The organism is Erwinia sp. GW821-FHT03D09 (assembly GCF_059420805.1).
Genome location: NZ_JBWKUK010000009.1, coordinates 71,588 through 97,696, shown reverse-complemented (window position 1 = coordinate 97,696; position 26,109 = coordinate 71,588). Strand labels below are relative to the sequence as shown.

Annotated in this window: 28 protein-coding genes; 14 read left to right on the top strand and 14 right to left on the bottom strand. The window is 52.8% G+C overall.

The window, feature by feature from the left end:
* Positions 1 to 202: 202 nt before the first annotated feature.
* Together AC07U6_RS10820 and ygbI are read right to left on the bottom strand one after the other, a co-directional pair.
* On the bottom strand, positions 203 to 448 hold the full coding sequence (locus tag AC07U6_RS10820; RefSeq protein ID WP_494761960.1) for a hypothetical protein: 246 nt from the start codon (positions 446 to 448) through the stop codon (positions 203 to 205).
* A 296-nt stretch (positions 449 to 744) separates the two neighbouring features.
* Positions 745 to 1,506, bottom strand: a complete 762-nt coding sequence (gene ygbI / locus AC07U6_RS10815; protein ID WP_494761961.1) for a DNA-binding transcriptional repressor YgbI — start codon at positions 1,504 to 1,506, stop codon at positions 745 to 747.
* 323 nt (positions 1,507 to 1,829) lie between these two features.
* Between ygbI and ltnD the strand changes: the two genes are divergently transcribed.
* From ltnD to AC07U6_RS10770, 9 genes are all read left to right on the top strand, one after another.
* The gene (gene ltnD, locus AC07U6_RS10810; protein WP_494761962.1) at positions 1,830 to 2,744 is read left to right on the top strand and encodes an L-threonate dehydrogenase; all 915 of its coding nucleotides are present in this window, start codon (positions 1,830 to 1,832) and stop codon (positions 2,742 to 2,744) included.
* Positions 2,744 to 4,006 carry a 3-oxo-tetronate kinase gene (otnK, locus tag AC07U6_RS10805; protein ID WP_494761963.1) on the top strand — a complete coding sequence of 421 codons (1,263 nt, stop codon included), beginning with the start codon at positions 2,744 to 2,746 and terminating at the stop codon, positions 4,004 to 4,006. Before ltnD ends, otnK begins: the two co-directional genes overlap by 1 nt.
* Entirely contained in the window at positions 4,003 to 4,626 is a 624-nt protein-coding gene (otnC, locus tag AC07U6_RS10800) for a 3-oxo-tetronate 4-phosphate decarboxylase (RefSeq protein WP_494761964.1), read from the top strand. Before otnK ends, otnC begins: the two co-directional genes overlap by 4 nt.
* A 4-nt stretch (positions 4,627 to 4,630) precedes the next feature.
* Positions 4,631 to 5,407, top strand: coding sequence for an HPr family phosphocarrier protein (locus AC07U6_RS10795; RefSeq protein WP_494761965.1), 777 nt, complete (start codon positions 4,631 to 4,633; stop codon positions 5,405 to 5,407).
* Between the two features lie 142 nt (positions 5,408 to 5,549).
* Entirely contained in the window at positions 5,550 to 6,911 is a 1,362-nt protein-coding gene (locus tag AC07U6_RS10790; protein WP_494761966.1) for a GntP family transporter, read from the top strand.
* Positions 6,912 to 7,000: 89 nt separating this feature from the next.
* Positions 7,001 to 7,084 carry a small membrane protein YohP gene (locus AC07U6_RS10785; protein WP_456153892.1) on the top strand — a complete coding sequence of 28 codons (84 nt, stop codon included), beginning with the start codon at positions 7,001 to 7,003 and terminating at the stop codon, positions 7,082 to 7,084.
* Positions 7,085 to 7,337: 253 nt separating this feature from the next.
* Complete coding sequence (locus AC07U6_RS10780; RefSeq protein WP_494761967.1) at positions 7,338 to 8,720, top strand: aspartate aminotransferase family protein; 1,383 nt, start codon at positions 7,338 to 7,340, stop codon at positions 8,718 to 8,720.
* 94 nt (positions 8,721 to 8,814) lie between these two features.
* Positions 8,815 to 9,801 (top strand): GNAT family N-acetyltransferase, encoded by a 987-nt coding sequence (locus AC07U6_RS10775; RefSeq protein WP_494761968.1) that lies wholly within the window; start codon positions 8,815 to 8,817, stop codon positions 9,799 to 9,801.
* On the top strand, positions 9,777 to 10,673 hold the full coding sequence (locus AC07U6_RS10770) for an arginase family protein (RefSeq protein ID WP_494761969.1): 897 nt from the start codon (positions 9,777 to 9,779) through the stop codon (positions 10,671 to 10,673). Before AC07U6_RS10775 ends, AC07U6_RS10770 begins: the two co-directional genes overlap by 25 nt.
* Here AC07U6_RS10770 and AC07U6_RS10765 read toward each other — a convergent pair.
* Genes AC07U6_RS10765 through AC07U6_RS10745 form a run of 5 tightly spaced genes read right to left on the bottom strand, consistent with a single transcriptional unit; the run spans position 10,662 to position 14,197 of the window.
* A complete protein-coding gene (locus tag AC07U6_RS10765; protein ID WP_494761970.1) occupies positions 10,662 to 11,885 on the bottom strand; it encodes a DegT/DnrJ/EryC1/StrS family aminotransferase in 1,224 nt (407 codons plus the stop codon). The genes AC07U6_RS10770 and AC07U6_RS10765 overlap by 12 nt on opposite strands.
* Positions 11,882 to 12,283, bottom strand: a complete 402-nt coding sequence (locus AC07U6_RS10760) for a DMT family transporter (protein ID WP_494761971.1) — start codon at positions 12,281 to 12,283, stop codon at positions 11,882 to 11,884. The genes AC07U6_RS10765 and AC07U6_RS10760 overlap by 4 nt, the downstream gene beginning before the upstream one ends.
* Positions 12,283 to 12,639 carry an EamA family transporter gene (locus AC07U6_RS10755; protein WP_494761972.1) on the bottom strand — a complete coding sequence of 119 codons (357 nt, stop codon included), beginning with the start codon at positions 12,637 to 12,639 and terminating at the stop codon, positions 12,283 to 12,285. The genes AC07U6_RS10760 and AC07U6_RS10755 overlap by 1 nt, the downstream gene beginning before the upstream one ends.
* On the bottom strand, positions 12,636 to 13,481 hold the full coding sequence (locus tag AC07U6_RS10750; RefSeq protein WP_494761973.1) for an alpha/beta hydrolase: 846 nt from the start codon (positions 13,479 to 13,481) through the stop codon (positions 12,636 to 12,638). The genes AC07U6_RS10755 and AC07U6_RS10750 overlap by 4 nt, the downstream gene beginning before the upstream one ends.
* On the bottom strand, positions 13,478 to 14,197 hold the full coding sequence (locus AC07U6_RS10745) for an MtnX-like HAD-IB family phosphatase (protein ID WP_494761974.1): 720 nt from the start codon (positions 14,195 to 14,197) through the stop codon (positions 13,478 to 13,480). The genes AC07U6_RS10750 and AC07U6_RS10745 overlap by 4 nt, the downstream gene beginning before the upstream one ends.
* A gap of 1,047 nt (positions 14,198 to 15,244) precedes the next feature.
* Here AC07U6_RS10745 and pagP point away from each other — a divergent pair.
* The 5 genes from pagP to tatE all read left to right on the top strand — a co-directional run bounded on the left by pagP (position 15,245) and on the right by tatE (position 18,197).
* A complete protein-coding gene (gene pagP, locus AC07U6_RS10740; RefSeq protein WP_494761975.1) occupies positions 15,245 to 15,814 on the top strand; it encodes a lipid IV(A) palmitoyltransferase PagP in 570 nt (189 codons plus the stop codon).
* A 151-nt stretch (positions 15,815 to 15,965) separates the two neighbouring features.
* The gene (cspE, locus tag AC07U6_RS10735; RefSeq protein WP_004156612.1) at positions 15,966 to 16,175 is read left to right on the top strand and encodes a transcription antiterminator/RNA stability regulator CspE; all 210 of its coding nucleotides are present in this window, start codon (positions 15,966 to 15,968) and stop codon (positions 16,173 to 16,175) included.
* A gap of 480 nt (positions 16,176 to 16,655) precedes the next feature.
* Positions 16,656 to 17,081 carry a GNAT family N-acetyltransferase gene (locus AC07U6_RS10730; protein ID WP_494761976.1) on the top strand — a complete coding sequence of 142 codons (426 nt, stop codon included), beginning with the start codon at positions 16,656 to 16,658 and terminating at the stop codon, positions 17,079 to 17,081.
* A gap of 3 nt (positions 17,082 to 17,084) precedes the next feature.
* Positions 17,085 to 17,885 carry a deaminated glutathione amidase gene (locus AC07U6_RS10725; protein ID WP_494761977.1) on the top strand — a complete coding sequence of 267 codons (801 nt, stop codon included), beginning with the start codon at positions 17,085 to 17,087 and terminating at the stop codon, positions 17,883 to 17,885.
* Between the two features lie 108 nt (positions 17,886 to 17,993).
* On the top strand, positions 17,994 to 18,197 hold the full coding sequence (gene tatE, locus AC07U6_RS10720) for a twin-arginine translocase subunit TatE (RefSeq protein WP_494761978.1): 204 nt from the start codon (positions 17,994 to 17,996) through the stop codon (positions 18,195 to 18,197).
* A gap of 66 nt (positions 18,198 to 18,263) precedes the next feature.
* Here tatE and lipA read toward each other — a convergent pair whose 3' ends face one another.
* The 7 genes from lipA to mrdA form a co-directional block, all read right to left on the bottom strand.
* The gene (gene lipA / locus AC07U6_RS10715) at positions 18,264 to 19,229 is read right to left on the bottom strand and encodes a lipoyl synthase (protein ID WP_494761979.1); all 966 of its coding nucleotides are present in this window, start codon (positions 19,227 to 19,229) and stop codon (positions 18,264 to 18,266) included.
* 224 nt (positions 19,230 to 19,453) lie between these two features.
* Positions 19,454 to 20,122 carry a lipoyl(octanoyl) transferase LipB gene (gene lipB / locus AC07U6_RS10710; protein ID WP_494761980.1) on the bottom strand — a complete coding sequence of 223 codons (669 nt, stop codon included), beginning with the start codon at positions 20,120 to 20,122 and terminating at the stop codon, positions 19,454 to 19,456.
* 84 nt (positions 20,123 to 20,206) lie between these two features.
* The gene (gene ybeD / locus AC07U6_RS10705; protein ID WP_105591029.1) at positions 20,207 to 20,470 is read right to left on the bottom strand and encodes a DUF493 family protein YbeD; all 264 of its coding nucleotides are present in this window, start codon (positions 20,468 to 20,470) and stop codon (positions 20,207 to 20,209) included.
* A gap of 157 nt (positions 20,471 to 20,627) precedes the next feature.
* On the bottom strand, positions 20,628 to 21,839 hold the full coding sequence (gene dacA, locus AC07U6_RS10700; protein WP_494761981.1) for a D-alanyl-D-alanine carboxypeptidase DacA: 1,212 nt from the start codon (positions 21,837 to 21,839) through the stop codon (positions 20,628 to 20,630).
* Positions 21,840 to 21,938: 99 nt separating this feature from the next.
* Positions 21,939 to 23,066: an endolytic peptidoglycan transglycosylase RlpA gene (rlpA, locus tag AC07U6_RS10695; RefSeq protein ID WP_494761982.1), complete on the bottom strand. Its 1,128-nt coding sequence runs from the start codon at positions 23,064 to 23,066 to the stop codon at positions 21,939 to 21,941.
* Positions 23,067 to 23,077: 11 nt separating this feature from the next.
* Complete coding sequence (gene mrdB, locus AC07U6_RS10690) at positions 23,078 to 24,190, bottom strand: peptidoglycan glycosyltransferase MrdB (RefSeq protein WP_494761983.1); 1,113 nt, start codon at positions 24,188 to 24,190, stop codon at positions 23,078 to 23,080.
* Positions 24,191 to 24,195: 5 nt separating this feature from the next.
* The gene (gene mrdA / locus AC07U6_RS10685; RefSeq protein WP_494761984.1) at positions 24,196 to 26,100 is read right to left on the bottom strand and encodes a peptidoglycan DD-transpeptidase MrdA; all 1,905 of its coding nucleotides are present in this window, start codon (positions 26,098 to 26,100) and stop codon (positions 24,196 to 24,198) included.
* Between the last annotated feature and the right edge of the window lie 9 nt (positions 26,101 to 26,109).

The following is a 26,109-nucleotide window of genomic DNA, read 5'->3' as shown; positions in this document are numbered from 1 at the left end:
CCCACGAAACGTGGGCAAATAAAGCTATTTCTCGACTTTACCATTGAGTGGTACAGGAGCATGGTCACACAATTTTTGTATAAAATATAATTGGTTATATAGATCAATTAGTTCATATCGATCTTATAAATCGATTACGGCAATAGCTGAACAAATTTTGTTACAGAAACCGTTTCACTGACGTTTAAAGTTTACACTTGAGTTAGTGAGGTTGATAAAACCCCGCTTGAATCATTTCGTCACGGAGCGCCTGCGTTATTTGCCGGTTGCCACCGGTGACGGGATAAATCACGTTATTGACTACATCATCCAGGTCGTGTTCTTTAAACTCCTGGCAGGTGAGTTGAGTGCCGCCTTCATCATTAATAGCAATCGAACCTTTGATGTGATTTCCCGCATCTTTGGCTGTCAGGCTGTAACGGCCCAGGCTGATATTTATTGTGCTCATAGGGATCTCCTTGCATACCCAGCCTCTTTCAAGCACCCGGTTTAATACTTGCCGGACAATCCCTTCCCTTTACTAATCTTGAACAGAGTGGGTATAACGGTCAGGGTGAAGTTGGTAACAAGTAAGTCCTTAAGATGACCTCATAAGTTTAGCTATAACGCCCCGCGTTTGGTGAGGATATTCCGAGCAAAATGACGGTTTGTGATGACAATCGCTAATAAATGAATGGTTGTGTAAAGGTGATCAGCATCCGGCGTAGTGAACATTTATTGCCACCACACCGTGCTGCAGGGCGCTTAACCCGCAATAGTGATATCAATATCCATTGCCGCCAGCTCACGGTTGGCGGACGCCGGCAGATGTGGGTCAGTGATTATGCCATCAAACTCTTCGAGCGGTAGTACCAGAAAAGTGGCAATTTTATTGTATTTCGAACTGTCGGCCAGCAGCACCCGCTTGCGGCTTACTCCGCTGGCTGCGCGCTTGACGGCAATTTTTTCTTCATCCGGCGTGAAGGTTCCGCGTGTGCCCCAGCAGGATGCAGAAATAAAAGCAATGTCAATCGACAGTCCACGCAGGGCCTGAGCGGCGGCTTCCCCAACGCTGGAGCGGTTGTCGCGACACAGGGTGCCACCGGTGTGGATCATTCTGCACTGGCTACCATCAATCAGGAAATTGGCAATGGCGAAATCGTTAGTGACGATCAGCAGGTCATCACGAACGCTGAGCTCGCGAGCAAGCGCCAGAGTGGTGGTGCCTGCGTCCAGATAGAGGCAGCTGTTGCGGGGAATATGCTGTGCCGCTGCCGCGCCGATGGCCTGCTTTTCCAGGCTGAACATACTGGTTTTATCCAGATGCGAAGGTTCGCTGGATAATCGCTCGGTCGAACGCACGCCACCGGAAACCAACATTACCGCTCCCTGTTCTTCCAGCTTTTGCAGATCGCGGCGAATGGTCATATGGGAGACCGCCAGACGTTCGGTCAGTTCAGCAATACTGATTACGCCGCGTTCCTGCACCAGCGATAAAATTTTTTGATGGCGTTCAACGGGAATCATGAACTCTCCTTGAAAAAGGGGCGTAGCCAGCCTGCAGAACGGTGTTGAAGAATGTCATCGACTCGGCGACACAACACCACAATTTTTACCAATTTATCACGCCAATGCTTTTTCGTCACAGCTTTTCAGTCATTATAATTACCTATCTTACTGAATAATGATGGTTTTATTCCTTTTGGCGTTCTTTTTTACTCTGTTAATCTATGTGAACCCTGTTATCTTCGTTGTTAATTATTGTGATGTATATCACCAAGTTTGCGGTTTAAAACGCCTATACTTCACACAAGAAAACAAATTATCACCAAAATTAACACGGAGGGCGTATGTCTAACGCAGCATCAATGTCGGTTTGTGTCGTTGGCCTCGGTTCTATGGGCATGGGCGCGGCGCAATCCTGTATCAGGGCAGGCCTGCGGACCTGGGGCGTGGATCTTAATCCACAGGCACTGCAAACTCTACGCGATAGCGGCGCACAGGGGGCAGAGAGCCGCGCTGATGATTTCGCCGACGAGCTGGATGCGGTGCTGCTGCTGGTGGTAAATGCTGCTCAGGTTAATGCCATTCTGTTTGGTGAAAATGGCCTGGCTTCGCGTCTGAAGCCAGGTACCGCGGTGATGGTTTCCTCGACGATCTCCTCTGCCGACGCGCAGAGTTTTGAACAGCAGCTGACGCAGTATCAGCTGATCATGCTGGATGCGCCGGTTTCCGGTGGTGCGGTGAAAGCCGCGGCGGGCGAGATGACGGTGATGGCTTCCGGCAGCGATGCTGCCTTTGAGCGCCTGCAGCCGGTGCTGGATGCTGTGGCGGGTAAGGTGTATCGGATTGGCAGTGAGATCGGTCTTGGCTCGACGGTGAAGATTATCCATCAGCTGCTTGCCGGGGTACATATTGCGGCCGGAGCAGAAGCAATGGCGCTGGCTGCACGTGCGGGTATCCCGCTGGATACCATGTATGACGTGGTGACGAACGCGGCGGGGAATTCCTGGATGTTTGAAAACCGCATGCGGCACGTTGTTGACGGTGACTACTCGCCGAAATCCGCAGTGGATATTTTCGTGAAAGATCTCGGTCTGGTCGCTGATACGGCGAAAGCACTGCACTTTCCGCTGCCGCTGGCTTCGACGGCGTTCAATATGTTTACCTCCGCCAGCAATGCAGGCTACGGCCGCGAAGACGACAGCGCGGTGATCAAGATCTTTAGCGGCATTACGCTGCCGGAAAAAAAGGAGCAGAAATAATGCGCCTGGGTGTGATTGCAGATGATTTTACCGGTGCCACCGATATCGCCAGTTTTCTGGTGCAGAACGGCATGTCAACGGTGCAGGTTAACGGAGTGCCGCAGGACGACCGCCAGCTGGATGCGGAAGCGATTGTGGTCAGCCTGAAGTCTCGTTCCTGCGCGGCAGAAAAAGCCGTTGAGGATTCTCTCGCGGCGCTGGCGTGGCTGCAACAGCAGGGCTGCGAGCGGTTCTACTTTAAATACTGCTCGACCTTCGACAGCACCGCGAAAGGGAATATTGGCCCGGTCACCGATGCATTGCTGGCCGTGCTGGGTGAAAGGCAGACGGTCATTTCCCCTGCGCTGCCGGTGAATGGCCGTACCGTCTATCAAGGGCATTTGTTCGTGATGAACCAGCTGTTGTCCGATTCAGGTATGCGCCATCATCCGGTCACGCCGATGACCGACAGTAACCTGCTGCGGCTGATGGAAGCGCAGGCAGCGGGTAAGGCTGGATTGATCGCCAGCCAGATGCTGGATTGCGGTGCTGAGGCGGTGCGAACTGAACTGGCTGCGCTGGCGGCAGAGGGTGTGCGCTATGTGGTGCTGGATGCGCTTAACGAGCAGCATCTGCTGACTCAGGGGGAAGCGCTGCGTGAGATGAAACTGGTGACCGGCGGTTCCGGGCTGGCAATTGGCCTGGCGCGGCAGTGGGCGAGCAGCGGCTGGGATCGCGAACAGGCGCAGGCCGCAGGTAAACCGCAGGGCGGACGGGCGGTGGTCATCTCCGGTTCCTGCTCGACGATGACTAACCGGCAGGTGGCCCGCTACCGTCAGCAGGCCTCTTCGCAGGCGGTTGATGTGGAACGCGCGCTGCAGCAGCGCGAAGCCTATGCACACGAGCTGTGCGACTGGGTGGATCAGCATGCTAATGAGTCGTTGGCACCGATGCTGTTTGCCACCTCTGAACCGGAAACGCTGCAGCGTATTCAGCAGCAGTACGGTGCGCAGCAGAGCAGCGAGGCCGTTGAGCAGCTGTTTGCCAGCGTGGTGCGTGAACTGCAACAGCGCGGCTGGCAGCGCTTTATCGTTGCCGGAGGCGAAACCTCGGGCGTGGTGGCGCAGACGCTGAACATTGATGCCTTCCATATCGGCCCGGTGATTTCCCCCGGAGTTCCGTGGGTCAGATCGGTCACGCAGCCGGTGTCCCTTGCGCTGAAATCCGGTAATTTCGGTGATGAAAACTTTTTTGCCCGTTCGCAAACGGAGTTCGCACTATGACTGAACAAGAGGCACGTGAAGAAATGGTCCGGCTGGGTACCTCGTTTTTCCAGCGCGGATATGCCACCGGTTCGGCAGGGAATTTATCGATGCGCCTGGAGGACGGTACGCTGCTGGCGACGCCGACGGGCTCCTGTCTTGGCGAACTGGTGGCGGAACGACTGTCGAAGGTCACCCCTGAAGGAGAGTGGATCGACGGCGATAAACCTTCGAAAGAGATCAGCTTCCACCGTGCGATCTATCAGAACAACCCGGAGTGCGGTGCTATCGTGCATCTGCACTGCCTGTATCTGACCGCACTTTCCTGTCTTGAAGGGCTGGACAGCAAGAACTGCATTCGACCTTTCACGCCGTATGTTGTGATGCGCGTTGGCGATGTGCCGGTTGTTCCTTATTATCGTCCGGGCGATCCTCGTCTCGGCGAGGAGCTGGCGAAGCTGGCGCCACACTACCGTGCATTCCTGCTGGCGAATCACGGACCGGTGGTGGTGGGGAAAACGCTGCGTGAGGCGGCGGACAATACCGAAGAACTGGAAGAGACTGCCCGACTGATATTTACCCTGGGCGATCGCCCTGTTCGTTATCTGACCGATGACGAAGTGGCTGAATTACGGAGCTGAAGACATGCCTAAGTTTGCTGCTAACCTGTCTACCCTGTTTAACGAACTGCCTTTCCTTGAGCGCTTTGATGCGGCGGCGAAGGCTGGCTTTAAAGGCGTTGAATTTTTATTCCCTTACGAATATGACGCTGCGGTACTGAAAGAGGCGCTGACGCGTAATCAACTGGAGCTGGTACTGTTTAATACCGCACCGGGCAACGCGGCGGCGGGAGAGTGGGGCGTTTGTGCGATCCCGGGGCGTGAAGACGATGCCCGTCGCGATATCGACCGCGCGCTGGAGTATGCCCTGGCGCTGAACTGCCGCCAGGTCCACGTGATGGCCTCAGTGGTGCTGCCAGGAGCAGACCGCGAAGCCTGGTGCCAAACCTTTATCGAAAATGTACGCTATGCCGCGGACCGCTTTGCGCCGCACGGTATTCGCGTGCTGCTTGAGGCGCTGAATCCGAAAACCAAGCTGAACTATCTGTATTCCAGTCAGTACCAGACGCTGGACATCGTTAAGCGTGTTGATCGGCCAAATGTTTTCACCCAGCTCGATCTGTTCCATGCTCAGCTGGTGGATGGCAATCTGAGCCATCTTATCGCTGATTACGTCGGTCAGTATCAGCATATCCAGATTGCCTCTGCGCCCGACCGCCATGAGCCGGACGAGGGTGAACTGAATTATCCGTGGCTGTTCGATCTGATTGACCGAAGTGGTTATCAGGGCTGGATCGGCTGTGAATATTTCCCGCGCACGACTACTCTGGAAGGCCTGGGCTGGTTCGACGCCTGGAAATAATCTGACGTTACGACTCACCATGCTGCACATTTTTTGCGCAGCGTCGGGTTTCTGTTGCCTGAATCTGGCTAAATGCCAGGGAAAAAGCTGCTGCTAACGGCACTCTAAAGTGCTGAAATAAAAATATTTCTTGAGGCTTATTATGTTTACCGCCCTGTTATTAATCATTGCCGTTGTCAGCGTACTGATTTTGCTGCTGCTGGTTATCAAAGCCAAAGTGCATCCGTTTGTCGCCCTGCTGGTTGTCAGTCTGCTGGTTGCGATCGCCACCGGTATTCCTGCCGATAATATTATGAAGGTGATTTCTGCCGGAATGGGCGGCCTGCTCGGTTCGATAACCATTATTATCGTGCTGGGTGCGATGCTGGGGGCAATTATTGAATGCTCCGGCGGTGCAGAATCCCTGGCGCAGCGCTTTACCCAGGCGCTGGGAATTAAGCGTACCGTTGCGGCACTGACTATGGCGGCCTTTATTCTCGGCATTCCGGTGTTTTTTGAAGTCGGTTTTATTATCGTTATTCCGCTGATTTATGGTTTTACTAAGGTAGCCCGGGTTTCGCCGTTGAAATATGGTCTGCCGATGGCTGGCGTGATGCTGACGGTGCACGTGGCGCTGCCAACCCATCCCGGTGCGGCAGCGGCAGCGGGGCTGTTAGGCAGCGATATGGGCTGGCTGATGCTGTTGGGTATAGCCGTTTCCATTCCCGTTGGCGTGGTGGGCTATTTCGTGGCGAGAGCGATGAACCGTCGTCAGTATCAGCTGTCGGTCAGCGTGCTGGAGCAGCTACAGCTGGCAAAGCCAGAAGGCAGCCAGAGAGCGAAAGGTGAGCAGGCTCCCGGCGCGTGGCTAATTTCCTCATTGATCGTCGTACCTATCGTGCTGATTGTGGTGGGCACGCTGGCACACAGCGTACTGCCTGAAGGTAACGTCGTTCGTCAGGTGTTAACGCTGGTAGGTACGCCGGCGATTGCGCTGCTGATTGCGCTGGCGCTTTCCGCCTGGCTGCTGGGGCTGCGTCGCGGCTGGAGCCGTGACAAGCTGAGCGACCTGCTGGATCGCGCTATTCCCAGCTCGGCAGGGGTGATTCTGGTTGCCGGCGCGGGCGGCGCGTTCGGTAAGGTGCTGGTTGAATCCGGCGTAGGTAAAGCACTGGCACTGTCGCTGGAAACAATTAATCTACCGCTGATCCCCGCAGCATTCCTGATCTCGCTGGCGCTGCGTGCCTCGCAGGGATCGGCCACCGTGGCGATTCTGACCACCAGCGGGTTATTAACTCAGGCTGTCACCGGGCTGAGCGATATGCAGCTGGTGCTGGTCACGCTTTCGGCCTGTTTTGGTGGGCTGGGACTTTCCCACGTCAATGATGCCGGTTTTTGGGTGGTGACGCGCTATTTAGGCCTGTCGGTTGCCGACGGCTTGAAAACCTGGACGGTGTTAACCACTGCGATGGGCCTGACCGGTTTTGTGCTGGTGTGGCTGCTGTCGGCGGTGCTGTACGCGTAAATCTGCGGAGCGATAATCTTCTTCTATACTTAAGCCACGGGGACTTACTGATGAGTCCTGTGGCTTTTTTCCTTTGAAGGAGATGAAGAATGAAAATTATTCTCTGGGCCATCGCAATTATTTTTATCGTCGGTCTGTTAACGATTACCGGTGTCTTTAAACTTATTTTCTGATTTTTGTTTCTGTCGCCTGTTGGTATTCTACAGGCGGCATGGATAAATTATTTAATCTTAATTAATGGTGCCTTTTTAATTTAAAACTGTAACTCTATTTGTTTGTTTTTGTTTTATCTCGAAGGTTTATGACGAAATAAATATGGCCATTTTAATTATCAACTAAACGTCAACATACCCTCTGCACGCGCTGAAATATTTTTTTTGCAGGATATACTCGCAGAACTTTTATGGAGTAAAGTGCCGAGGAGATATGATGACGTCTAATGAAGAGCAGCTGTTGCAGGATGAAGCGAAGTATTGTTCATATGGCGATACGGTTCATTACGTTAACCCCCCGAAAATATTTGACCGCTGTCAGGGAAGCTTTCTGTATGATGCGGAAGATACCCCTTATCTCGATCTGCAAATGTGGTATTCAGCGGTAAATTTTGGCTACGCTAACACCCGGCTCGATAATGCATTAAAAAGTCAGATCGATCGACTGCCGCAGCTGGCCAGCCAGTATCTGCATCCCACCAAAATCGAGCTGTCAAAAATCATTGCTCAGGATATGGAACGTAAATTCGGCCTGCCGGGAAGAGTTCATTTTAACGTTGGCGGTTCGCAGTCCGTTGATGATTCCCTGAAGCTGGTACGAAATTTCTGCAACGGTAAAAGCCGGATGTTTGCTTTTGAAGGTGGCTATCACGGGCGTACGCTGGGTGCGTCATCCATCACCTCCAGCTATCGCTATCGCCGCCGCTTTGGCCATTTTGGCGAACGTGCGCAGTTTATTCCGTTCCCGTATCCGTTCCGCCGCCAGAAAGGTATGACACCTGAAGAATACGCGGAAAAACTGGTGGCCGATTTTGCCCGCCTGTTTGAAAACGAATACCACGGCCTGTGGGACCCTAAAGCGCAGCAGGCAGAATTCGCCGCTTTTTATATCGAACCCGTGCAGGGCACCGGCGGCTACGTCATTCCACCGCGTAACTTCTATCCAGCGCTGAAAAAGGTACTCGATCAGCACGGTATTCTGCTGGTGGTGGATGAAATCCAGATGGGCTTTTATCGTACCGGCAAGCTGTGGTCAGTTGAACATTTTGACATTACTCCAGATGTGCTGGTGTTTGGGAAAGCGCTGACTAACGGGCTTAATCCGCTGGCGGGTATCTGGGCGCGTGAAGAGATGATTAATCCGACCACTTTCCCGGTAGGTTCCACCCACTCGACGTTTGCCTCGAACCCGCTGGGTACCGCCGTTGGCCTGGAAGTGATGCATATGCTGGCTGAGAAAGATTATGAGCGTCAGGTCATGGAAAGCGGTGCCTATTTCCTTGAAGGACTGAAATCGCTACAGAGTCAGCATAAAGAGATTGGTGACGTTGACGGTCTTGGTCTGGCGCTGCGTGCGGAACTCTGCGGAGCTGATGGTTTTACGCCTGATAAAGCGCTGCTGGATAAGATGGTGGATATTGGTCTTTCCGGTACGCTGGAGTATCAGGGGCAGAAAACCGGACTGGTGCTGGATGTGGGGGGATATTACAAAAATGTGATCACCTTTGCGCCATCGCTTGAGATCAGCCGCGCTGAGATCGATCAGGCTATCGTGTTGCTGGATCAACTGCTGGTTCGGGCGAAACGTGAGCGGTAATCCTTTGCATATGATGAAGGACGGGTACGTCAATCAGTTGGAACCGACGGGGCTTATTTCGGCGTTTGCACTGCATCCGCCTGAAGGATTTACGGTGCGAATCGCCGAAAACGGCCTGCCGATTTTCACCACCCGGTTCGATCTGTTAACGACCGTTGAACCCGCGCTGCGCCAGCGTCTAGCTCGCTGGCCCGGTTTCCCGGGCTGGCGGAAGTGGCTCACGCTGGATACCTGCTTTATAGGCGCGACGACCAGTGAATATGCCTGCCTGCCGCGCCAGCAGGAGCCGGCAGCGTTGCTAAGGTGGATTGAAACCCACTGCGGTAATAAGCATTCTCTGACCATTATTAAAGATCTTCCCATTGCCTCGCCGCTGCTTTCTGCAGCGGATAACGACTACAGCCGTCGCGTGATAGCGGCGGCGGAGGCGCGAGGTTATATCAGCGTGGAAGGGCAGGCACTGGCGGTCGTTCCAATTAATTTTACCAGTACCGATGAGTTTTTGGCCCGTATGTCCCGCAGTCGGCGTCGTAATCTTCGCCGCAAGCTTCGCAGCCGTGATGAGCTTCGCATTGAGGTGATTCATTGTGGTGACGAACGCCTGGAGGACCCTTGTTGGCGCGCACAGCTTTACCAGTTTTATCTTTCAGTCTGGCAGCAGAGTGAGGTGCATTTTGATTTGCTTAGCGCCGAGTTCTTTGACCATTTGCTGCTCGATCGGCACAGTGCAGGAAAACTGTTCTGTTATTGGTACGAAGGTCGGCTGGTCGGTTTCAACCTCTGCTATCAGTTTCAGGGCAGGCTGGTGGATAAATATATTGGCTTCGACTATGCGCTGGCGCTGAAATTTAACCTCTATTTTGTCAGCTGGTTTGTCAATCTGGAGTATGCCATCGAGCAGGGATTGCAGGAATACGTTGCGGGCTGGACCGACCCGGAGGTCAAAGCCAGCCTCGGTGCCAGCTTCACCTTCACCCGGCATCTGGTGCGCGTGCGCAATCCTCTCCTTCGGGGAGTGGTACGCTATTTTCGTCACTATCTTGAGGGGGATAAAAAATGGTCCGATCCTCCCCCTTCCTGATGGCAGAAGATCGGCCGCTGGTGCTGGACTTCGATGGTTCGGTGACCGGGTTGGATCGGGTAACGATACTGTCGTTGTCTGACTGGCAGCAACGAATTCGCTTTGGGTCCTGCTGGGCCGACTGGCGAAAGCTGATGACTGCCAGTCGGGCCCTGTTACCCGATCGCCACGGTTGCGTATTCACGGGGAGTGGGGACTACCATCATCTCACCTATTTGCTGTTACAGCGTTTGCCTGCGGACCGCCCGGTGCAGCTTATTATCTGCGATAATCATCCGGATAATATGCTCTATCCCTTTGGCATCCACTGTGGTTCCTGGGTTTACCATGCCAGCCGCTTACCGCAGATTAGTCAGATACATGTGCTGGGTATCTGTTCATCGGATATTAGTCTGAGCCACGCCTGGGAAAATCATCTGCGCCCCCTGTTATCTAAGAAACTGCATTACTGGAGCATTGGTGTGGATACCCGATGGCTTAACTGGTTGGGAGCGAAAGAGTGTAATCACCGTTTTGATCATCCGGATAGTCTGCTGTCGGCATTTCTACGTCAGCTAAGCGACGGTCCGGTTTATCTGTCACTGGATAAAGATGTCCTGAGCAAGCAGGTGGTGCAAACCAATTGGGATCAGGGATGCTTTGAGCTAAAACATCTGGAATTACTGATTCAGGCCTGTGCAAATCGGCTGGTGGGGATGGATATCACCGGAGAAGTCTCATCCTGCGAGTATCACAGCCGCTTCAAACGCTGGCTGAGCGCCGGCGATGGTCAGTCGTTGATATCGGCCAGTCAGGCTGCCGAATGGCAGAGTTCGCAAAACCGTCTCAATCAACAGCTGCTGACTTTTGTACAGCGAGCTTCAGGCGGCTAATGCCGCGCGTAACGTGGAAACAATCAGTGCGAAATCATCGTCTTCAACCCAGTGACTGTTGCTGATGCTCAGTGAACGAGCGGCAAAATCTTCCGCGTTGGGTATGGGCGAGGGCAGGCAAAATGGCATAACGGCGGGATAGCCGGGTAATGTATGAATAAACAGCCGGGTCACACCTAATCCGGCATTCCAAAGGTGCTGTAACGCGCGGTCGCGAGAGGCGCTGTCAGGCATCAGCAGTAGAAAGAATGGCCACACTCCCTGTTGGCGCGGTCCATCCTGCAGGAGCGTTACGCCAGCCAGCTGCCTGAGCTCGGCGACTCTTCTCTTTGCCCGCAGGCTGTTTTGTTGTTGCCAGGCCGAAAATCGAGTCAGAGCAGCAGCGGCGACTCGCTGACGATAGTTGCCCAGAGTGTGTAAAGGGATATCGTCTACGGTGAAGTCATCGCCAACGGCGGTAACCGCATCGCCACGATTCAGCGCACTGCGGAGCTGCCGGCCATAAACCCAGTCCAGTCTGTCGGGATGATACATCAGCCGATAACCCCAGAGTTCGATGATTCGGCGCAGTTCCCAGCCGGCACGCCAGGGCAGATCGTGGGCGATCTGTTGCGCCATCTCTCTCTGTAATTCAGCAGAGTGGCTGAACAGCACTCCCCCCTCTGCCGTCGTTAACCCTTTTCCCATCGCCAGACTGAAAAAGCCAATGTCTCCCGCCAGGCCAACGCTTTCCCCGGCATTTTTAGCCCCCATCGACTGGGCGGCATCTTCAATGACCGCCGTACCGTGGGCGGCTGCGATTTGAATCGCGGTAGTCGTATCCGCAACCCGGCCGGCAAGGTGAGTGACAACGACAGCCAGCGTTTGCGGATCACACAGCTGCGCCAGCCGCTCCCTGTCGAAATTCATGCCACCGAATTCCATATCGCAGGGGACGATTTTGAGCGGAGGGCAATAATACACAGCCAGCGCTACCAGCGGGCAGGTCCAGGCGGGGACAATAATGCGATGTCGATTGGGCTGGCGCCGTTGTAAGGTGCGCAGGGCAATAATCAGTGCAGCAGTACCTGAGCAGGTTAACAGCGGCGGAGGAATACCCAGCTCCTGCGCGAGGCGAGCTGAAAAATTAGCGCGAGGTGGGCGTAAATCGCGCCAGAGCAGCGGCAATCCTGCGGTTGGCGGCAGCTGACGCCGGAGAAAAGAAAAGTTCATTGTACCTGCTGTTCCGCATCAGCCTTTACATGGGCAATTTCACCTTTTGCCAGGAAGAGTATTCCGGTAAGAATCAGCAATCCGCCAACTATTTTTATGAGTGTCAGGCTATCATCGAAGAGCCATACTGATAGCAAAGTGACGCTGATTATTTCGAGGTGGGATGCGGCAAAAGCCGGTCCAATAGGCGCGTACTTCAGCAGCGTCATCCAGGTGAAAAATGCACCGGCATACCCGACGAATGCGCCATAAATCCATGGATGGCTGAATACACGTGAAAGCCACGCGGAATCCATTGTGAGCGGAAAAGCATGGATAGCCGCTGCCTTAAAACTGATCTGAGCCAGCGTGTCGAAAATCATCAGTGCGAGGAAACCAACAATGTAGAAACGTTTCATCAATGAATTCCTATTATTGCTACGCCCAAAGAAATCAACAAAATACCGATTACGCGCCAGCGGGTGAGCGATTCCTTAAACCAAATCCGCCCGGCGAGCATAATAGTGACAATACTGGTTGAGCCAAGCAGCATGCCGACAGAGAGAGGAACGAGCGTGAGGAAAGCCAGCCAGAGCAAAAACTCCAGGACGTAACATGCCATACCCAACCAAAGCCACGGCCGCTGCAGCATATATCGCCACTGTTGCAGTCCTTCATAGTGGACGCTACCGCTTGCTGCCGCTTTAAATGAGAGCTGGCCCAGACTGTCTACAAGTATATTCAGTAACCACAATATCAGGGTGAGGTGACTCATAGCACCTCACCCAGCGAGAGCGTTGTTTTAACACTATAGCGACGAATGAAAGCAATCGAGCGCTGAAATAACTCCTGCCGATCGTTATCGATGGTAATCATATGATAGCTATTAGGGAGTAGTATCATTTCCACTGGACCACTAACGGTATCACGCACCAGCTCGGCATTACGGCGATGCGAAATATCATCATTGCTGGCATGCAACAGCAGGCAGGGGGTATGAACATGGTGTAACTTGCGGCGGACGTTTCGCGATAGCAGTAAGAATTCGTTGAGTGAAGGCCATGGATTACCCGGCAGACCGGCTTCAGCGCTGTTACCACCTTGCATTTTATCGGCAATTTTTTTTCTCAACACTTTGTTTTGAATGCCGTAAGGGGGTTCTTCATTAAACATTTTGTGGCGACCAACATTGAGCATGCCAGCCAGCGGAAGTAGCCAGGGCGCAGCAAAGCGCGAGAGCGGCGGAATACTCCAGCCGTCGTAGCGAAACGTTACACTATAGGCCAGTACGCCTGCGACCTCGTTGGGGTGAGACGCAGTATATTTTAATGCCAGAACCGCTCCCATAGAGAGGCCACAAACGAAAAGCGAATCAACCTGTTTGCGAAGCATTTCAGCGCCGTCGATTACGCTTTGATACCAGTCCTGCCAACGGGTAGCTATGAGGTCTTCAACACTACCGCAGTGCCCGGCAAGCTGTAGGGCATAGACGGTATATCCGGCGCGATGAAATTCGCGAGCGACGCCGCGCATTTCAACGGGTGTTCCCGTTAGCCCATGGATCAGTAGCACGCCGATCCGCCCGGCAGGCAGAAGATAGTCGTGCTTTGCGATCATGAGGTCTCCTGAGATGAAATCAGCTGTGGTTCTTTTTTAATCAGTCGTTCAAGACACGAGCGTGCTTCTCGGAAGCTGTTAAATGGTGTATGTGGAATTCCAGCCTTCTGGCAATGCGTCAGCAGACTTTTTTTGGCCAACACATGGTCTGCTATGGAGGCCACACAAAAATCGGATCGCCCGTCGCCAATGGCGATAAACTTGTCGGAGTTTAACATTTTCGCAACCCGGCATTTGCAGGTGCCACTTGCATACTGGCAGTCAGGGGAAAAGTGCGGAAAGCTGATACGCCAGCCCCGGTCGCTGACCTGTTCAAGATGGTTAGCGATCACCGGCAAACCCGCAATATTGTTGTTGCGCAAGATACGTTCGATCGCATAATCAAGGCCATCGCTGACGACATAAAGCGGTATCGCCTCGGCTTTAGCCCATCGGGCAAACCGACAGAACTCAGGATCGATTTTGATTTGATCCAGGCACGCGTCTATCTGCTGGCGCGAAGCATCAAGTAATGATATTTGCCCACTCAGACAATCTTTGGAACCTATTTCGGCATTTATCCAGCGCTTCTCCAGTAATTGCCAGTCAGGATGACCTAGCTTTTCCATTAATGTATCAGTAACATCAGCACAACTAATTGTGCCATCAAAATCACAAACAATAACCCAACGTGAATCCGTGCGCGGGATAATGCCGGATAATCCCTGCTTTTTCATATATAGCGTCCGACGGCTGATTTGATAAATAAGGCATTGAACAGACGTAAAGAATGCTCAGGTAATTAACGGGAGGAAGTTTATAATAAGCAGGCTAAATAAGACATATACGGGATTGTCGCATAAACAATTCGGCATTCAATCACCCGTTAAAAGGCACTAATTGTATTTTTATCCACGGAGAAATTATAAGATCTGAATGATATTTTCAAACTGTGACAAAATGCGAGTCATCCAGTTAATTCTATTAGTATCGCTTTCTCATGCGCGTTAAAGCCTCACGAGGTTGAGTGCAAACGGGGTAGGTTACTGCTTTTTCAATGCCCGATTAAGAACTTTTTCGGCAAGCGCAGTGGATAAGGCTCTGGAAAGGACGGATAAACCTGCGTCAGTATCCTGGCTGTTTAGCTGTTTACGACAGCAGGCGCAAATGGCACCGTGATGTCCACCACTGTTGCTGCCTACGGTAAAGAAGAATTTTGTACTACCACATTGTCCACACCTTAACATTTTAATCACTACAGCCTCCCTGCCTTCTGCTTGATAAGAATTATCTTATCAAATTTCCGATAGAGATCCATAAATAATATTTATTGGTTTTTTGGTGCGCATTTCTTTTAACAATATGATTTTTATTAATTTTATTTTAATTTCGTCTGTTTGTTGATCTTTTTTTGGTGATTGATTCGTAAATTAATCATGATTTATATGATTTGGCGTAAATTTTGTTCACTTTGCCAGTAAATAAGAATGAACGAGATTAACGAGAGCCTGTTAGACGCTACTTTCAGTCAGAACCAACTTGAAGTTGTTGTTTTTTTGAGCCAGTACAGGAAAGATGGTTTTTATTTTTTTCATTTATATCATTATGTTATAATTTTTACCTGGCATCCTGTCAGCGGGAGATAGAGAAAAAGCAGGAGTTAATAGTGTGTTTAAGTTGAAACGCTATAATTAACATTATTAGTCTAATGTTGACCGGGCCAAAATTTTGGGCCCTTATAGGAAGTTGATTCTTAATCATTCCGGGGAGAAGTGAGAATTATTATGGTAAACCTGAAGAAATATCTCTTTTTACTGCTGCTGAATGGCCTTTTTTCAGCAGGCGCACAGGCCTCTAAGTTGAACGATGCGGTCGCCGAAGGATGGCAATCTTTGACTGATAACCTCAGCCAGACATGGAACGATCCGCAGACCGTGGACCTCTACCTTCCTGCTATTACCTGGCATAACCGCTGGACCTATGACAAAGATAAAACCGATCGTTATAACGAGCGTCCATGGGGAGCGGGCTTTGGGGTCAGCCACTACAACGAACAGGGTAACTGGAACGGCCTCTACGTGATGGCATTCAAAGATTCCTATAACAAGTGGGAGCCCATAGGGGGTTACGGGTGGGAAAAAACATGGCGGCCGCTGGCCGATGATAACTTTCATCTGGGGGCAGGGTTCACTGCTGGGGTGACGATGCGCGATAACTGGAATTATATTCCTATTCCCGTAGTATTACCCCTTGCATCAGTAGGTTATGGCCCCGCGTCATTTCAAATGACCTATATTCCGGGTACCTACAATAACGGTAATGTTTATTTCGCCTGGCTCCGTTGGCAGTTTTAACGGAAGAAAAGTGCGATAAAAATGAGTGATGTTAAAAAAAGGCGATATTTATCACTTTTTCATCATTGTCTACTGGACAAAAGCCTTCGCAATTGCTGTACTAGATACCGACACAGTTTTAGTGTCCATTTTTCATGTAAAGGTAATATAGATGTCTAAGATCAAAGGTAGCGTTAAGTGGTTTAATGAGTCCAAGGGATTCGGTTTCATTACTCCTGAAGATGGTAGCAAAGATGTGTTCGTACACTTCTCTGCCATCCAGAGCAATGGTTTCAAAACTCTGGCTGAAGGTCAGCGCGTAGAGTTCGAAATCACCAACGGCGCTAAAGGCCCATCTGCTGCTAACGTTGCCGCTATTTAAGTTATCAGACAGAATTTTTAAAACCCGCCTCGTCAGGCGGGTTTTTTTTCGCCTGAAGATCGTGGTCTGAGATTAGACCTGCGTTTTGCGCGTGATAACGGTGGCCCGGCACAGGGTTGATAAGCCGGATCGCTGTACTCTAACGTGAGAAAAATAGCAACAACCAGGCCACTGCTGCGGAACAGGTCAGTAGCATAGCAAGACTTTCAATCGGGGTGCGGGGAAGCCAGTTCATCTTGAGCGCCTCTTACAGTGGGATGAGCTGAGTCTGCCGAAAGATTATTAAGGAAACATTAATCGGTCGTCCTGCGTGCTGACAAATTCCATCCGATTCACTTAGGATTACACTTATCAGCATTTGTAACATTAGGCTGTGATCTTGCCCCTTGCGGGGATAGCCGGGCTGAGGCTATAAACAATGACAGGTTTTTTATGTTAGCGTTTATCGTATTAACAGCTGGCTTAGTCTGGAGAGCGTGGATGAATATTCGTCTTGCCGAACCAAAAGATGCTTTTGCCCTGAGTGCGCTGCTGGCGGAGTTGGGCTATGAGGGTACTGCTCCTTTTATTGAGCGACGGCTGGCGCAGCTGATCGCGGATGACACCGAACGTTTGCTAATGGCTGAGCAGGGGAATACGGTGCTGGGATTTCTGTCGCTGCATTTTATTCCTCAGCTGGCGCTGGCGGGGGATTTTGCCCGTATCAGCTATTTCTGTATCGCCGAGGGCGAACGAAGCAAAGGTGCCGGGCAGCAGCTGCTGGCGTATGCAGAACAACTGGCCCGCGACCGAGGCTGTGACCGCATGGAGGTTCACTGCCATGAGCGGCGCGAAAAAGCCAACGCCTTTTATCTGCGCGAAGGATTCACAGAGTCACCGCGCTACCATGTTAAGGAGCTGAGCTGAACGATGAAAGTTGCCGCCGGGCAGTTTGCCGTACGCCGCGAATGGCAGGAAAACGCGGATATTTGTATCGGGCTGATGAAGGATGCGGTGAGTGAAGGGGCAAATCTGCTGGTACTGCCAGAGGCCGTACTGGCGCGGGACAACGGCGATCCTGACTGGGGTGTGCGCTCGGCACAGCCGCTGGATGGACCGTTTGTTAACCAGCTGCTCTCTGCCAGCCAGGAAAACATGCTCACGACGATACTAACGCTGCACGTGCCTGATGGTGAAGGTCGGGTGTTCAATACGCTGATCGCTATTCGGTGCGGCGAGATTATCGCCCGCTATAACAAGCTGCATCTGTACGATGCGTTCGCCATGCAGGAGTCCCGCAACGTGAGTGCGGGTGATGAGCTGCCGCCGCTGATTGATGTCGATGGTATCAAGGTCGGGCTGATGACCTGCTACGATTTGCGTTTCCCTGAGATGGCACGGCGGCTGGTACTGGACGGTGCTTCGCTGCTGGTGCTGCCTGCAGCGTGGGTGAGAGGCCCGCATAAAGAGATGCACTGGGAAGTTCTGGTTACCGCAAGGGCGCTGGAAAATACCTGCTACGTGCTGGCAGTCGGGGAGTGCGGCCCGCGCAATATTGGTAACAGTCTGCTGGTCGATCCGCTCGGTATTGCCACTATCAGGGCGGCTGAGTCCCCCGCGCTGCTAACGGGGGAGGTAGACCCGCAACGGATTATAGCCGTGCGACAGGCGCTGCCGGTGTTGGCCAATCGGCGCTTTTCCCCACCGGAACTGGCCGTTAAAAATCGCTGATGGGGTCGTATCCTGTTACAGATTGCCGCTGCACCTGCGCCGTTCCCACGCGTTAAAATCAGTCAATAAGGGGGACTTTCCCCTCTGCTTAACGCGAAGAAGGTGGATATGGAAGGTTTAAGTATCGGCAAACTGCTGATTGTCGGCGCGCTTATCGTCCTGCTTTTTGGTACTAATAAATTGCGTACGCTGGGCGGTGATTTAGGTGCTGCTATCAAGGGATTTAAAAAAGCGATGAGCGATGATGACACCGCTGCGAGGCAATCTGAGCCTGAAGATAAACCGGCCGAACAGCTCGTTCGTAAAGAGTGAGCCCCGGGTTCAGGTAAAAAAAACGGATGATCCTGTCATCCGTTTTTTTATGCTGGCAGAGCAGAATTACTTCACTTCCAGCCCTTTGGCCTGCATATCTGCATGATAAGAAGAGCGTACAAACGGGCCGCAGGCGGCATGGGTAAAGCCCATATCCATGGCCGCAGCCTTCATTTCATCAAACTCAGCCGGGCTGACATAGCGCTGTACCGGCAGGTGGTGACGGCTTGGCTGCAGGTACTGGCCCAGCGTTAACATGGTGACGCCGTGGCGGCGCAGATCGCGCATCACTTCAACGATTTCTTCGTTGGTTTCACCAAGCCCGACCATCAGGCCAGATTTAGTTGGGATATCCGGGTGCGCTTCTTTAAAGCGCTCCAGCAGCTTCAGTGACCATTCGTAGTTCGCACCCGGGCGCACCTGGCGGTAAACGCGCGGCACGTTCTCGAGGTTGTGGTTAAAGACATCAGGCGGGGACGCGTTGAGAATTTCCAGCGCGCGGTCCATACGACCACGGAAATCCGGTACCAGCGTTTCGATTTTGATGTTCGGGCTCTTCTCACGAATGGCGGTGATGCAGTCGGCGAAGTGCTGAGCACCCCCGTCGCGCAGGTCATCACGGTCAACGGAGGTGATGACCACATAACGTAGCGCCATATCCGCGATGGTTTGCGCCAGTTTACCCGGCTCGTTGCTGTCGGGAGTCAGGGGACGACCGTGGGCAACGTCGCAGAACGGGCAGCGGCGGGTACAGATAGCACCAAGGATCATAAAGGTCGCGGTGCCGTGGTTAAAACATTCAGCAAGGTTTGGGCAGGAAGCCTCTTCGCAGACGGAATGCAGACCATTTTTACGCATTGCGGCTTTAATGCCCTGAATGCGGCTGGAATCTGCTGGGAGTTTGATTTTCATCCACTCTGGCTTACGCAGTATTTCAGTACGTTCGGTCATCACGGTTTTTACCGGGATCAACGCCATTTTGTCTGCATCGCGGTATTTAACACCGCGTTCCATCAGAATCGGTTTACTCATAGTCTTGCTAGTTCCAGGTTGGATTGCGGCGAAATTACCCGCTAAACACTAAATGAGTTTGTGGTACACCCTTTTAACTATCGGACATCAGCCTGTCTGACCGTCTGTTCCAACGTAAAATTGTATGGGTAAATTCAAATTTTTTTGAAAAAGCATAAAAATTATATCATCTCTCGTTTACAGAAACAGCCCGCCAGTGCGAGAAAGCGTTACAGAATTGTAAATCAGAGCGCACATTTTAGCGGTAAATCACACTCTTTGCTCCATTGCACGTTGGTAATTGCTAGCTGGCGTGCAAAATTGTCAATCAGCAACGGCTGAACGGATGCAAGCGTGACCCCAGGGCGCAGCGCATGAATGTGCGTCATCTCCAGGCCGGCATAGCCGCAGGGATTGATGCGCAGAAACGGCGCGAGGTCCATATCAATATTCAACGCCAGGCCGTGAAACGAACAGCCGTTGCGAATGCGCAGACCCAGTGAGCAAATTTTTCTGTTGTCAACGTAAACACCGGGAGCATCGGGACGTGCGCTGGCGGTAATGCCGAGATGGGCGAGGGTGGCGATAATCGTCTTTTCCAGCGCGGTGACTAACTGGCGTACACCCACTTTGCGGCGCTTAAGATTAATCATCACATACATCACCTGCTGGCCCGGACCGTGATAGGTTACCTGGCCGCCGCGATCGCTTTGCATTACCGGAATATCCCCCGGCATAAGCAGATGTTCAGTTTTCCCGGCCTGGCCCTGGGTAAAAACCGGCAAGTGTTCCACCAGCCAGACTTCATCAGGCGTGGCTTCGCTGCGCTGGTCGGTAAACTGATGCATGGCCTGAGAGACAGGTGCCCAGGGCTGCAGACCCAGCTGGCGAATAATCAGAGTTTCAGGAGACAAAACGCACGATCCGGTTAGAAAAGCAGAAGTGCAGTATAGCGCTGGTGCAGGGCAAGAACCAGTATGCCCGCACCAGATATGGGGTTACAGCACCATCCGAACAATTTCTATTTTGCCCAGCTCTTCGTACAGCGTTTCAACCTGCTCGATGTGCGTGGCGGTAATGGTGATAGAAACGGAATGGAAGTTTCCTTTGCTGCTCGGCTTAACGTCCGGAGAGTAGTCGCCCGGCGCGTGACGTTGCACGACTTCAACCACTTGATCGACCAGCTCTGGCTGTGCCAGCCCCATTACTTTGTAGGTAAAAGAGGTCGGGAATTCGAGCAGATCTTTAAGATTGGTTTTCATATGGACTCCGGTAACACATACAAGGAACCCCGTCGCTGCGGGAGTTCACAGATACTAACAATATGGGGATTTTACGGGATAATTTCAAGGGACAGGCGCGTGGCCAAAATGTTATCCCACAGGGACCGATCGCCGATCGGTCCCTTCGTGCACGGAATTAACCGAACCAGTGGTGGAACATCAGTTTGATGTAGTCCACGATGCGGCCGAAGAAACCGCCTTCCGGCACTTCGTTCAGGACCACCAGCGGGTGCTGCTCAATGGTTTTACCGTCCAGCTGGAAGTTAATGCTGCCTACAATCTGATTTTTCTGCAATGGCGCATGCAGTTCGGTATTGCTCAGGGTGTAGCTGGCTTTCAGATCCTTCATCCGCCCACGTGGGATGGTCAGATAGACGTCGTTTTCCACGCCCAGCTGCACGCGATCGCTGTTACCAAACCAGACCGGCTCTGAGGCAAACTCTTTGCCAGCTTTCAACGGTGCCACGGTTTCAAAGAAGCGGAAGCCCCAGGTCAGCAGTTTTTTACTTTCGGTTTCACGACCTTTATAGGTACGTCCACCCATTACCGCAGAGATCAGGCGCATCTGACCTTCGGTCGCGGAAGCCACCAGGTTGTAGCCTGCCGCGTCGGTATGACCGGTTTTGATTCCGTCAACGTTCAGACTGGTATCCCACAGCAGGCCGTTACGGTTCATCTGGCGGATATTGTTAAAGGTGAACTCTTTTTCGCGATAGACCGCATATTCGTCTGGTACATCGCGAATCAGCGCGCGGCCGATCAACGCCATATCGCGTGGAGAGCTGTACTGACCTTCCGCATCCAGACCGTGTACCGTCTGGAAGTGGGTATTTTGCAGACCGAGTGCCTTGACGTAGTTATTCATCAGGCCAACGAATGCATCCTGGCTACCGGCGACATAGTCGGCCATTGCCACGCAGGCGTCATTACCTGATTGCAGCACGATACCGCGTGTCAGCTGGGAAACTGGAACACGGTCGCCGGGCTTCAGGAACATTAGCGAAGAGCCTTTAAATACCGGGTTACCGGTCGCCCACGCATCTTTACCCACGGTAACGATATCGTCCTGATGAATTTTACCTGCTTTGACCGCCTGGCCAATAACGTAACTGGTCATCATCTTGGTCAGGCTGGCCGGATCGCGGCGCGTATCGGCGTTTTTCTCAGCCAGAACTTTACCGGAGTTATAGTCGATCAGGACATAAGCTTCAGCATCAATTTCCGGGACGCCCGGGATCATGGTTTTAATGTTTACGTCATCGGCGTAGGCGACAACGTTGAGGCTGAGGGCGATCAGCGATCCTACCGTCAGGCGTTTGATCAGTCGAGAAGAGGTGAGATTGCTCATGTTAAGAACGACAACATCCTGGATAAGTTAAAAAAAGTGACTCACTATAGCAAAATCCTCTGACAGCGACCCGCGCTAAATCAGGCGGGTCGGGCAGAATCACATTGCATTTGGTGCGACGGTAATAAACGACTGCTGGTTGGCTTCAGTTGCCAGACGCTGCTGTAATGCGGCAGCCTGCTGGCGGGAGCTAAAGCGCCCCAGCTGTACACGATAAACATTGCCGCGGCTGTCAACAGAGCCACGGACGCCAAACTGTTTGCCCAGGATGTCGGCCAGCTGCTGTGCGCGGGTGCCATCGCTCAGTGCGCCGACCTGCACCACGTAATTTCCGCTGCCGGACGCGGGCTGTGACTGTTGCTGCGAGGCTGCCGCTGCGGCAACAATGGCCGGTGGCGCTGAAGAAGTTGATGAGGCGACAGGCGCATTGATCGGCTCGCTGCCTTCCAGCACGCCGTTGCGCAATGGCTGCGCGGCACCGAGGAAACCACCGCTGCGTACCGGCGCGCCAATATTGTCATCGCTGCTCAGCGTGCTGTTATCCACTGCGCGAACGTTCTGCTGCTCAGCCGGGGCGGCATAGGTCTGCGGTTGTGACATTGCTGCACCGCTCCCCATCGTCAGGCCTGCTCCAATTTCAGGGCGAGCGGGAAGGGCGTAGCTTTGTTTCGCTACCGTAGTACCAATTGTGCCGGGGCCAGAGAGCGTACCGTCAGGGGCTACAGCAATATAGTCGAGGCGCACCCGAGTATTGTTGGACGTATTCAAACGATCGGCCGCAGCACGAGAAAGATCGATAATCCGGTCTGGCGTATACGGGCCACGATCGTTAACGCGCACCACAATCATCCGGCCATTTGCCAGGTTGGTTACGCGAATGTAGCTTGGCAGCGGCAGCGTGGGATGCGCAGCGGTCAACGCGTTGGGATCGAAGATTTCACCGATGGCCGTGCGATTTCCACCGACTTCTTCACCGTATGAGGTGGCCAGGCCGACCTGGCTAAAGTTGGAAGGGTCCTTGATGACTTTGTAGGTCTTGCCATTCACCGAGTAATCCTGGCTGGTACCGGGATTGATCGGCTCATAGCGAGGTTCTGCTCCGCCAATTTCCACCACCGGGCCATTGTAAGTCTGCTGCTGCGGGGCCGGAGCCTGCTGCTCTGTATCAGTGGTGCAGGCTGCCAGCATGGCTGATGCCAGGGCAATCCAAAGCCAATCCTTACGCATGTCTATGCCTCTTAAACGCTCTTCGACAACAGTTTTCGATGGGTGTGAATCGACATAATGATCCCAAACCCGGCCATCAATACTATCAGTGCTGAACCACCGTAGCTTACCAGCGGTAACGGCACCCCTACCACCGGTAAAATACCGCTGACCATACCAATATTAACAAAAACATAGACAAAGAAGATCAGCATTAATCCTCCCACCATCACGCGGCCAAACGTGGTTTGCGCGCGTGCGGCTATCATCAGCCCGCGCATGATCAGCAGCACGTAGAGTATAAGCAGGATCAGCACGCCGACCAGTCCCAGTTCTTCCGCCAGTACGGCAAAAATAAAGTCGGTATGGCGTTCGGGCAAAAATTCCAGCTGTGACTGCGTACCGTGCAGCCAGCCTTTACCACGCAGGCCACCGGAGCCGATAGCAATTTTGGACTGAATAATATGGTAGCCGGCACCGAGTGGATCGCTTTCCGGGTCCAGCAGCATCATTACGCGATCGCGCTGATAATCATGCATCAGGAAGAACCAGAGAATCGGAATAAACGCCGCAACCAGAAGTACGGCAACGGCAATCAGGCGCCAGCTCAATCCGGACAGGAACAGTACAAACAGTCCGGAAGCGGCAATCAGAATTGATGTACCGAGGTCTGGCTGGGCGGCGACCAGCAGCGTGGGCATAAAGATCAGCACCAGCGCGATGGCGGTATTCTTCAGCGTTGGTGGGCAGACATCACGGTTAATAAACCTTGCCACCATTAACGGCACGGCAATTTTCGCAATTTCAGAGGGCTGAAAACGCACAATTCCCAAATCCAGCCAGCGCTGTGCACCTTTACTGATATGGCCGAAAGCATCGACGGCAATCAGCAATATGACACAGACTATGTAAAGGTAGGGAGCCCAGCCTTCATAGACACGTGGCGGGATCTGAGCCATGACCAGCATCACCAGGATGCCCATGGCAATTTGGCTAATCTTACGCTCCATCATGCCCGGGTCCTGGCCGCTGGCGCTCCACATCACCAGCGCACTGTAAATCAGCAGGGCGGCAATGATCAGGCAAAATATCGGATCAATATGGATTCGGGTCCAGATTGACTGTTTCTGACGGCTATCGTTCATACCGGTTATTCACCTTCATAGCCCGGCGGCGTAGGCGCAGCGTCAGGCAGGTTGGTATTGTTATCGCCCAAAATAATATGATCGAGGATCTGGCGCATGATGGTACCGACGGCCGGGCCTGCGCCACCGTTCTCAAGGATTATCGCAACCGCAACGCGTGGATGATCGTACGGTGCAAAGGCAGTCATCAGCTTGTGGTCGCGCAGATGTTCGGCCAGCTTATGGGCGTTATACGTTTCATTGGCCTTCAGGCCGAAAACCTGAGCAGTACCCGATTTAGCGGCGATTTTATACGGCGCATCTTCAAAACTTTTACGCGCGGTCCCGTTTGGTCGGTTTGCCACGCCGTACATGCCGTCTTTGGCAATTTCCCAGTAGCCGGTATGAATATCAGCGATCGGAGCCGCTGCAGGTTGACGCCACGGGATTTTTGTCTCGCCCTGCATGGTATCCATCATCAGATGCGGCGTTTTAATCACGCCGTCATTTATCAGGATCATCAGGGCTTTATTCATCTGCACCGGCGTTGCAGTCCAGTAGCCCTGACCGATCCCTACGGGAATGGTGTCACCCTGATACCACGGCTTTTTAAAGCGCTTCATTTTCCAGTCGCGGGTTGGCATGTTGCCCGGTGTCTCTTCCACCAGGTCAATGCCGGTCAGATGACCGTAGCCGAATTTGCTCATCCATTCGCTCAATCGATCTATGCCCATATCGTAAGCCACCTGGTAGAAGAAGGTATCCGCCGATTCTTCCAGCGACTTGGTGACGTTCAGGCGGCCGTGGCCCCAGCGCTTCCAGTCGCGAAAGCGCTTCTCAGAGCCCGGTAGCTGCCACCAGCCTGGGTCAAACAGGCTGGTGTTGCGGGTAATCACGCCGGTTGTCAGTGCCGATACGGCAATATACGGTTTTACCGTCGAAGCCGGAGGATAAGCACCCTGGGTAGCGCGGTTGATCAGCGGGCGGTTTTCATCATGCAGCAGGCTGTTGTAGTCCTTGCTGGAAATGCCGTCAACAAACAGGTTCGGGTCATAGCTCGGCATGGAAACCATCGCCAGCAGCTCACCGTTACGCGGATCGGACACCACCACTGCCGCACGGCTTCCCGCCAGCAGCGTTTCTATATACTGCTGCAGCTTGAGATCGATGGTCAGATGGATGTCACGCCCGGCCTGTGGAGACTGCTCATGAAGCTGGCGTATCACCCGACCACGGTTGTTAACCTCCACCTCTTCGTAGCCGGTTTTACCGTGCAGGACGTCTTCGTAATAGCGCTCAATACCCAGCTTGCCGATATCGTGGGTGGCAGCGTAATTTGGCCATTTGCCTTCTTTATCCAGGCGCTCGACGTCGCGGTCGTTGATCTTGGAGACATAGCCGAGCACGTGAGTCAGGGCCGAACCGTATGGGTAGTAGCGGCGCTGATAGCCTTTAACTTCTACGCCGGGGAAGCGGTACTGATTAACGGCAAATCGCGCGACCTGGACATCGTTCAGGCTGGTTTTCAGGGCGATAGAGGTAAAGCGGCGCGAGCGTTTACGTTCTTTCTGGAAGGCTTCGATATCTTCGTCGGTCAGATCGACGATCGGCTTAAGCTCCTGCAGCGTTTGTGGCAGGTTATCGACCTTTTCCGGCACCAGTTCTATTTGATAAATAGTGCGGTTCAGCGCCAGCGGAGTGCCGTTTCGGTCGTAAATAATGCCACGGCTTGGCGCGACGGGCACCAGCTTGATACGGTTTTCGTTAGAGCGGGTGCTGTAATCTTCAAAGCGGACGATTTGCAGGCGGTACAGGTTGACTACCAGCACACCGGAGAGCACAAGAATGCCCAAAAATGCGATAAGTGCCCGACGAACAAACAGCGTTTGTTCGGCGGTATAGTCACGAAAGGAGTTACGTTGTAATTTCATCCGCTGCTT

Bases quoted from the DNA above. Each gene is read 5' to 3' on its own strand.
- AC07U6_RS10820 (WP_494761960.1), bottom strand. From the start codon at position 448: ATGAGCACAATAAATATCAGCCTGGGCCGTTACAGCCTGACAGCCAAA.
- ygbI (WP_494761961.1), bottom strand. From the start codon at position 1,506: ATGATTCCCGTTGAACGCCATCAAAAAATTTTATCGCTGGTGCAGGAA.
- ltnD (WP_494761962.1), top strand. From the start codon at position 1,830: ATGTCTAACGCAGCATCAATGTCGGTTTGTGTCGTTGGCCTCGGTTCT.
- otnK (WP_494761963.1), top strand. From the start codon at position 2,744: ATGCGCCTGGGTGTGATTGCAGATGATTTTACCGGTGCCACCGATATC.
- otnC (WP_494761964.1), top strand. From the start codon at position 4,003: ATGACTGAACAAGAGGCACGTGAAGAAATGGTCCGGCTGGGTACCTCG.
- AC07U6_RS10795 (WP_494761965.1), top strand. From the start codon at position 4,631: ATGCCTAAGTTTGCTGCTAACCTGTCTACCCTGTTTAACGAACTGCCT.
- AC07U6_RS10790 (WP_494761966.1), top strand. From the start codon at position 5,550: ATGTTTACCGCCCTGTTATTAATCATTGCCGTTGTCAGCGTACTGATT.
- AC07U6_RS10785 (WP_456153892.1), top strand. From the start codon at position 7,001: ATGAAAATTATTCTCTGGGCCATCGCAATTATTTTTATCGTCGGTCTG.
- AC07U6_RS10780 (WP_494761967.1), top strand. From the start codon at position 7,338: ATGATGACGTCTAATGAAGAGCAGCTGTTGCAGGATGAAGCGAAGTAT.
- AC07U6_RS10770 (WP_494761969.1), top strand. From the start codon at position 9,777: ATGGTCCGATCCTCCCCCTTCCTGATGGCAGAAGATCGGCCGCTGGTG.
- AC07U6_RS10765 (WP_494761970.1), bottom strand. From the start codon at position 11,885: ATGAACTTTTCTTTTCTCCGGCGTCAGCTGCCGCCAACCGCAGGATTG.
- AC07U6_RS10760 (WP_494761971.1), bottom strand. From the start codon at position 12,283: ATGAAACGTTTCTACATTGTTGGTTTCCTCGCACTGATGATTTTCGAC.
- AC07U6_RS10755 (WP_494761972.1), bottom strand. From the start codon at position 12,639: ATGAGTCACCTCACCCTGATATTGTGGTTACTGAATATACTTGTAGAC.
- AC07U6_RS10750 (WP_494761973.1), bottom strand. From the start codon at position 13,481: ATGATCGCAAAGCACGACTATCTTCTGCCTGCCGGGCGGATCGGCGTG.
- AC07U6_RS10745 (WP_494761974.1), bottom strand. From the start codon at position 14,197: ATGAAAAAGCAGGGATTATCCGGCATTATCCCGCGCACGGATTCACGT.
- pagP (WP_494761975.1), top strand. From the start codon at position 15,245: ATGGTAAACCTGAAGAAATATCTCTTTTTACTGCTGCTGAATGGCCTT.
- cspE (WP_004156612.1), top strand. From the start codon at position 15,966: ATGTCTAAGATCAAAGGTAGCGTTAAGTGGTTTAATGAGTCCAAGGGA.
- AC07U6_RS10730 (WP_494761976.1), top strand. From the start codon at position 16,656: ATGAATATTCGTCTTGCCGAACCAAAAGATGCTTTTGCCCTGAGTGCG.
- AC07U6_RS10725 (WP_494761977.1), top strand. From the start codon at position 17,085: ATGAAAGTTGCCGCCGGGCAGTTTGCCGTACGCCGCGAATGGCAGGAA.
- tatE (WP_494761978.1), top strand. From the start codon at position 17,994: ATGGAAGGTTTAAGTATCGGCAAACTGCTGATTGTCGGCGCGCTTATC.
- lipA (WP_494761979.1), bottom strand. From the start codon at position 19,229: ATGAGTAAACCGATTCTGATGGAACGCGGTGTTAAATACCGCGATGCA.
- ybeD (WP_105591029.1), bottom strand. From the start codon at position 20,470: ATGAAAACCAATCTTAAAGATCTGCTCGAATTCCCGACCTCTTTTACC.
- dacA (WP_494761981.1), bottom strand. From the start codon at position 21,839: ATGAGCAATCTCACCTCTTCTCGACTGATCAAACGCCTGACGGTAGGA.
- rlpA (WP_494761982.1), bottom strand. From the start codon at position 23,066: ATGCGTAAGGATTGGCTTTGGATTGCCCTGGCATCAGCCATGCTGGCA.
- mrdB (WP_494761983.1), bottom strand. From the start codon at position 24,190: ATGAACGATAGCCGTCAGAAACAGTCAATCTGGACCCGAATCCATATT.
- mrdA (WP_494761984.1), bottom strand. From the start codon at position 26,100: ATGAAATTACAACGTAACTCCTTTCGTGACTATACCGCCGAACAAACG.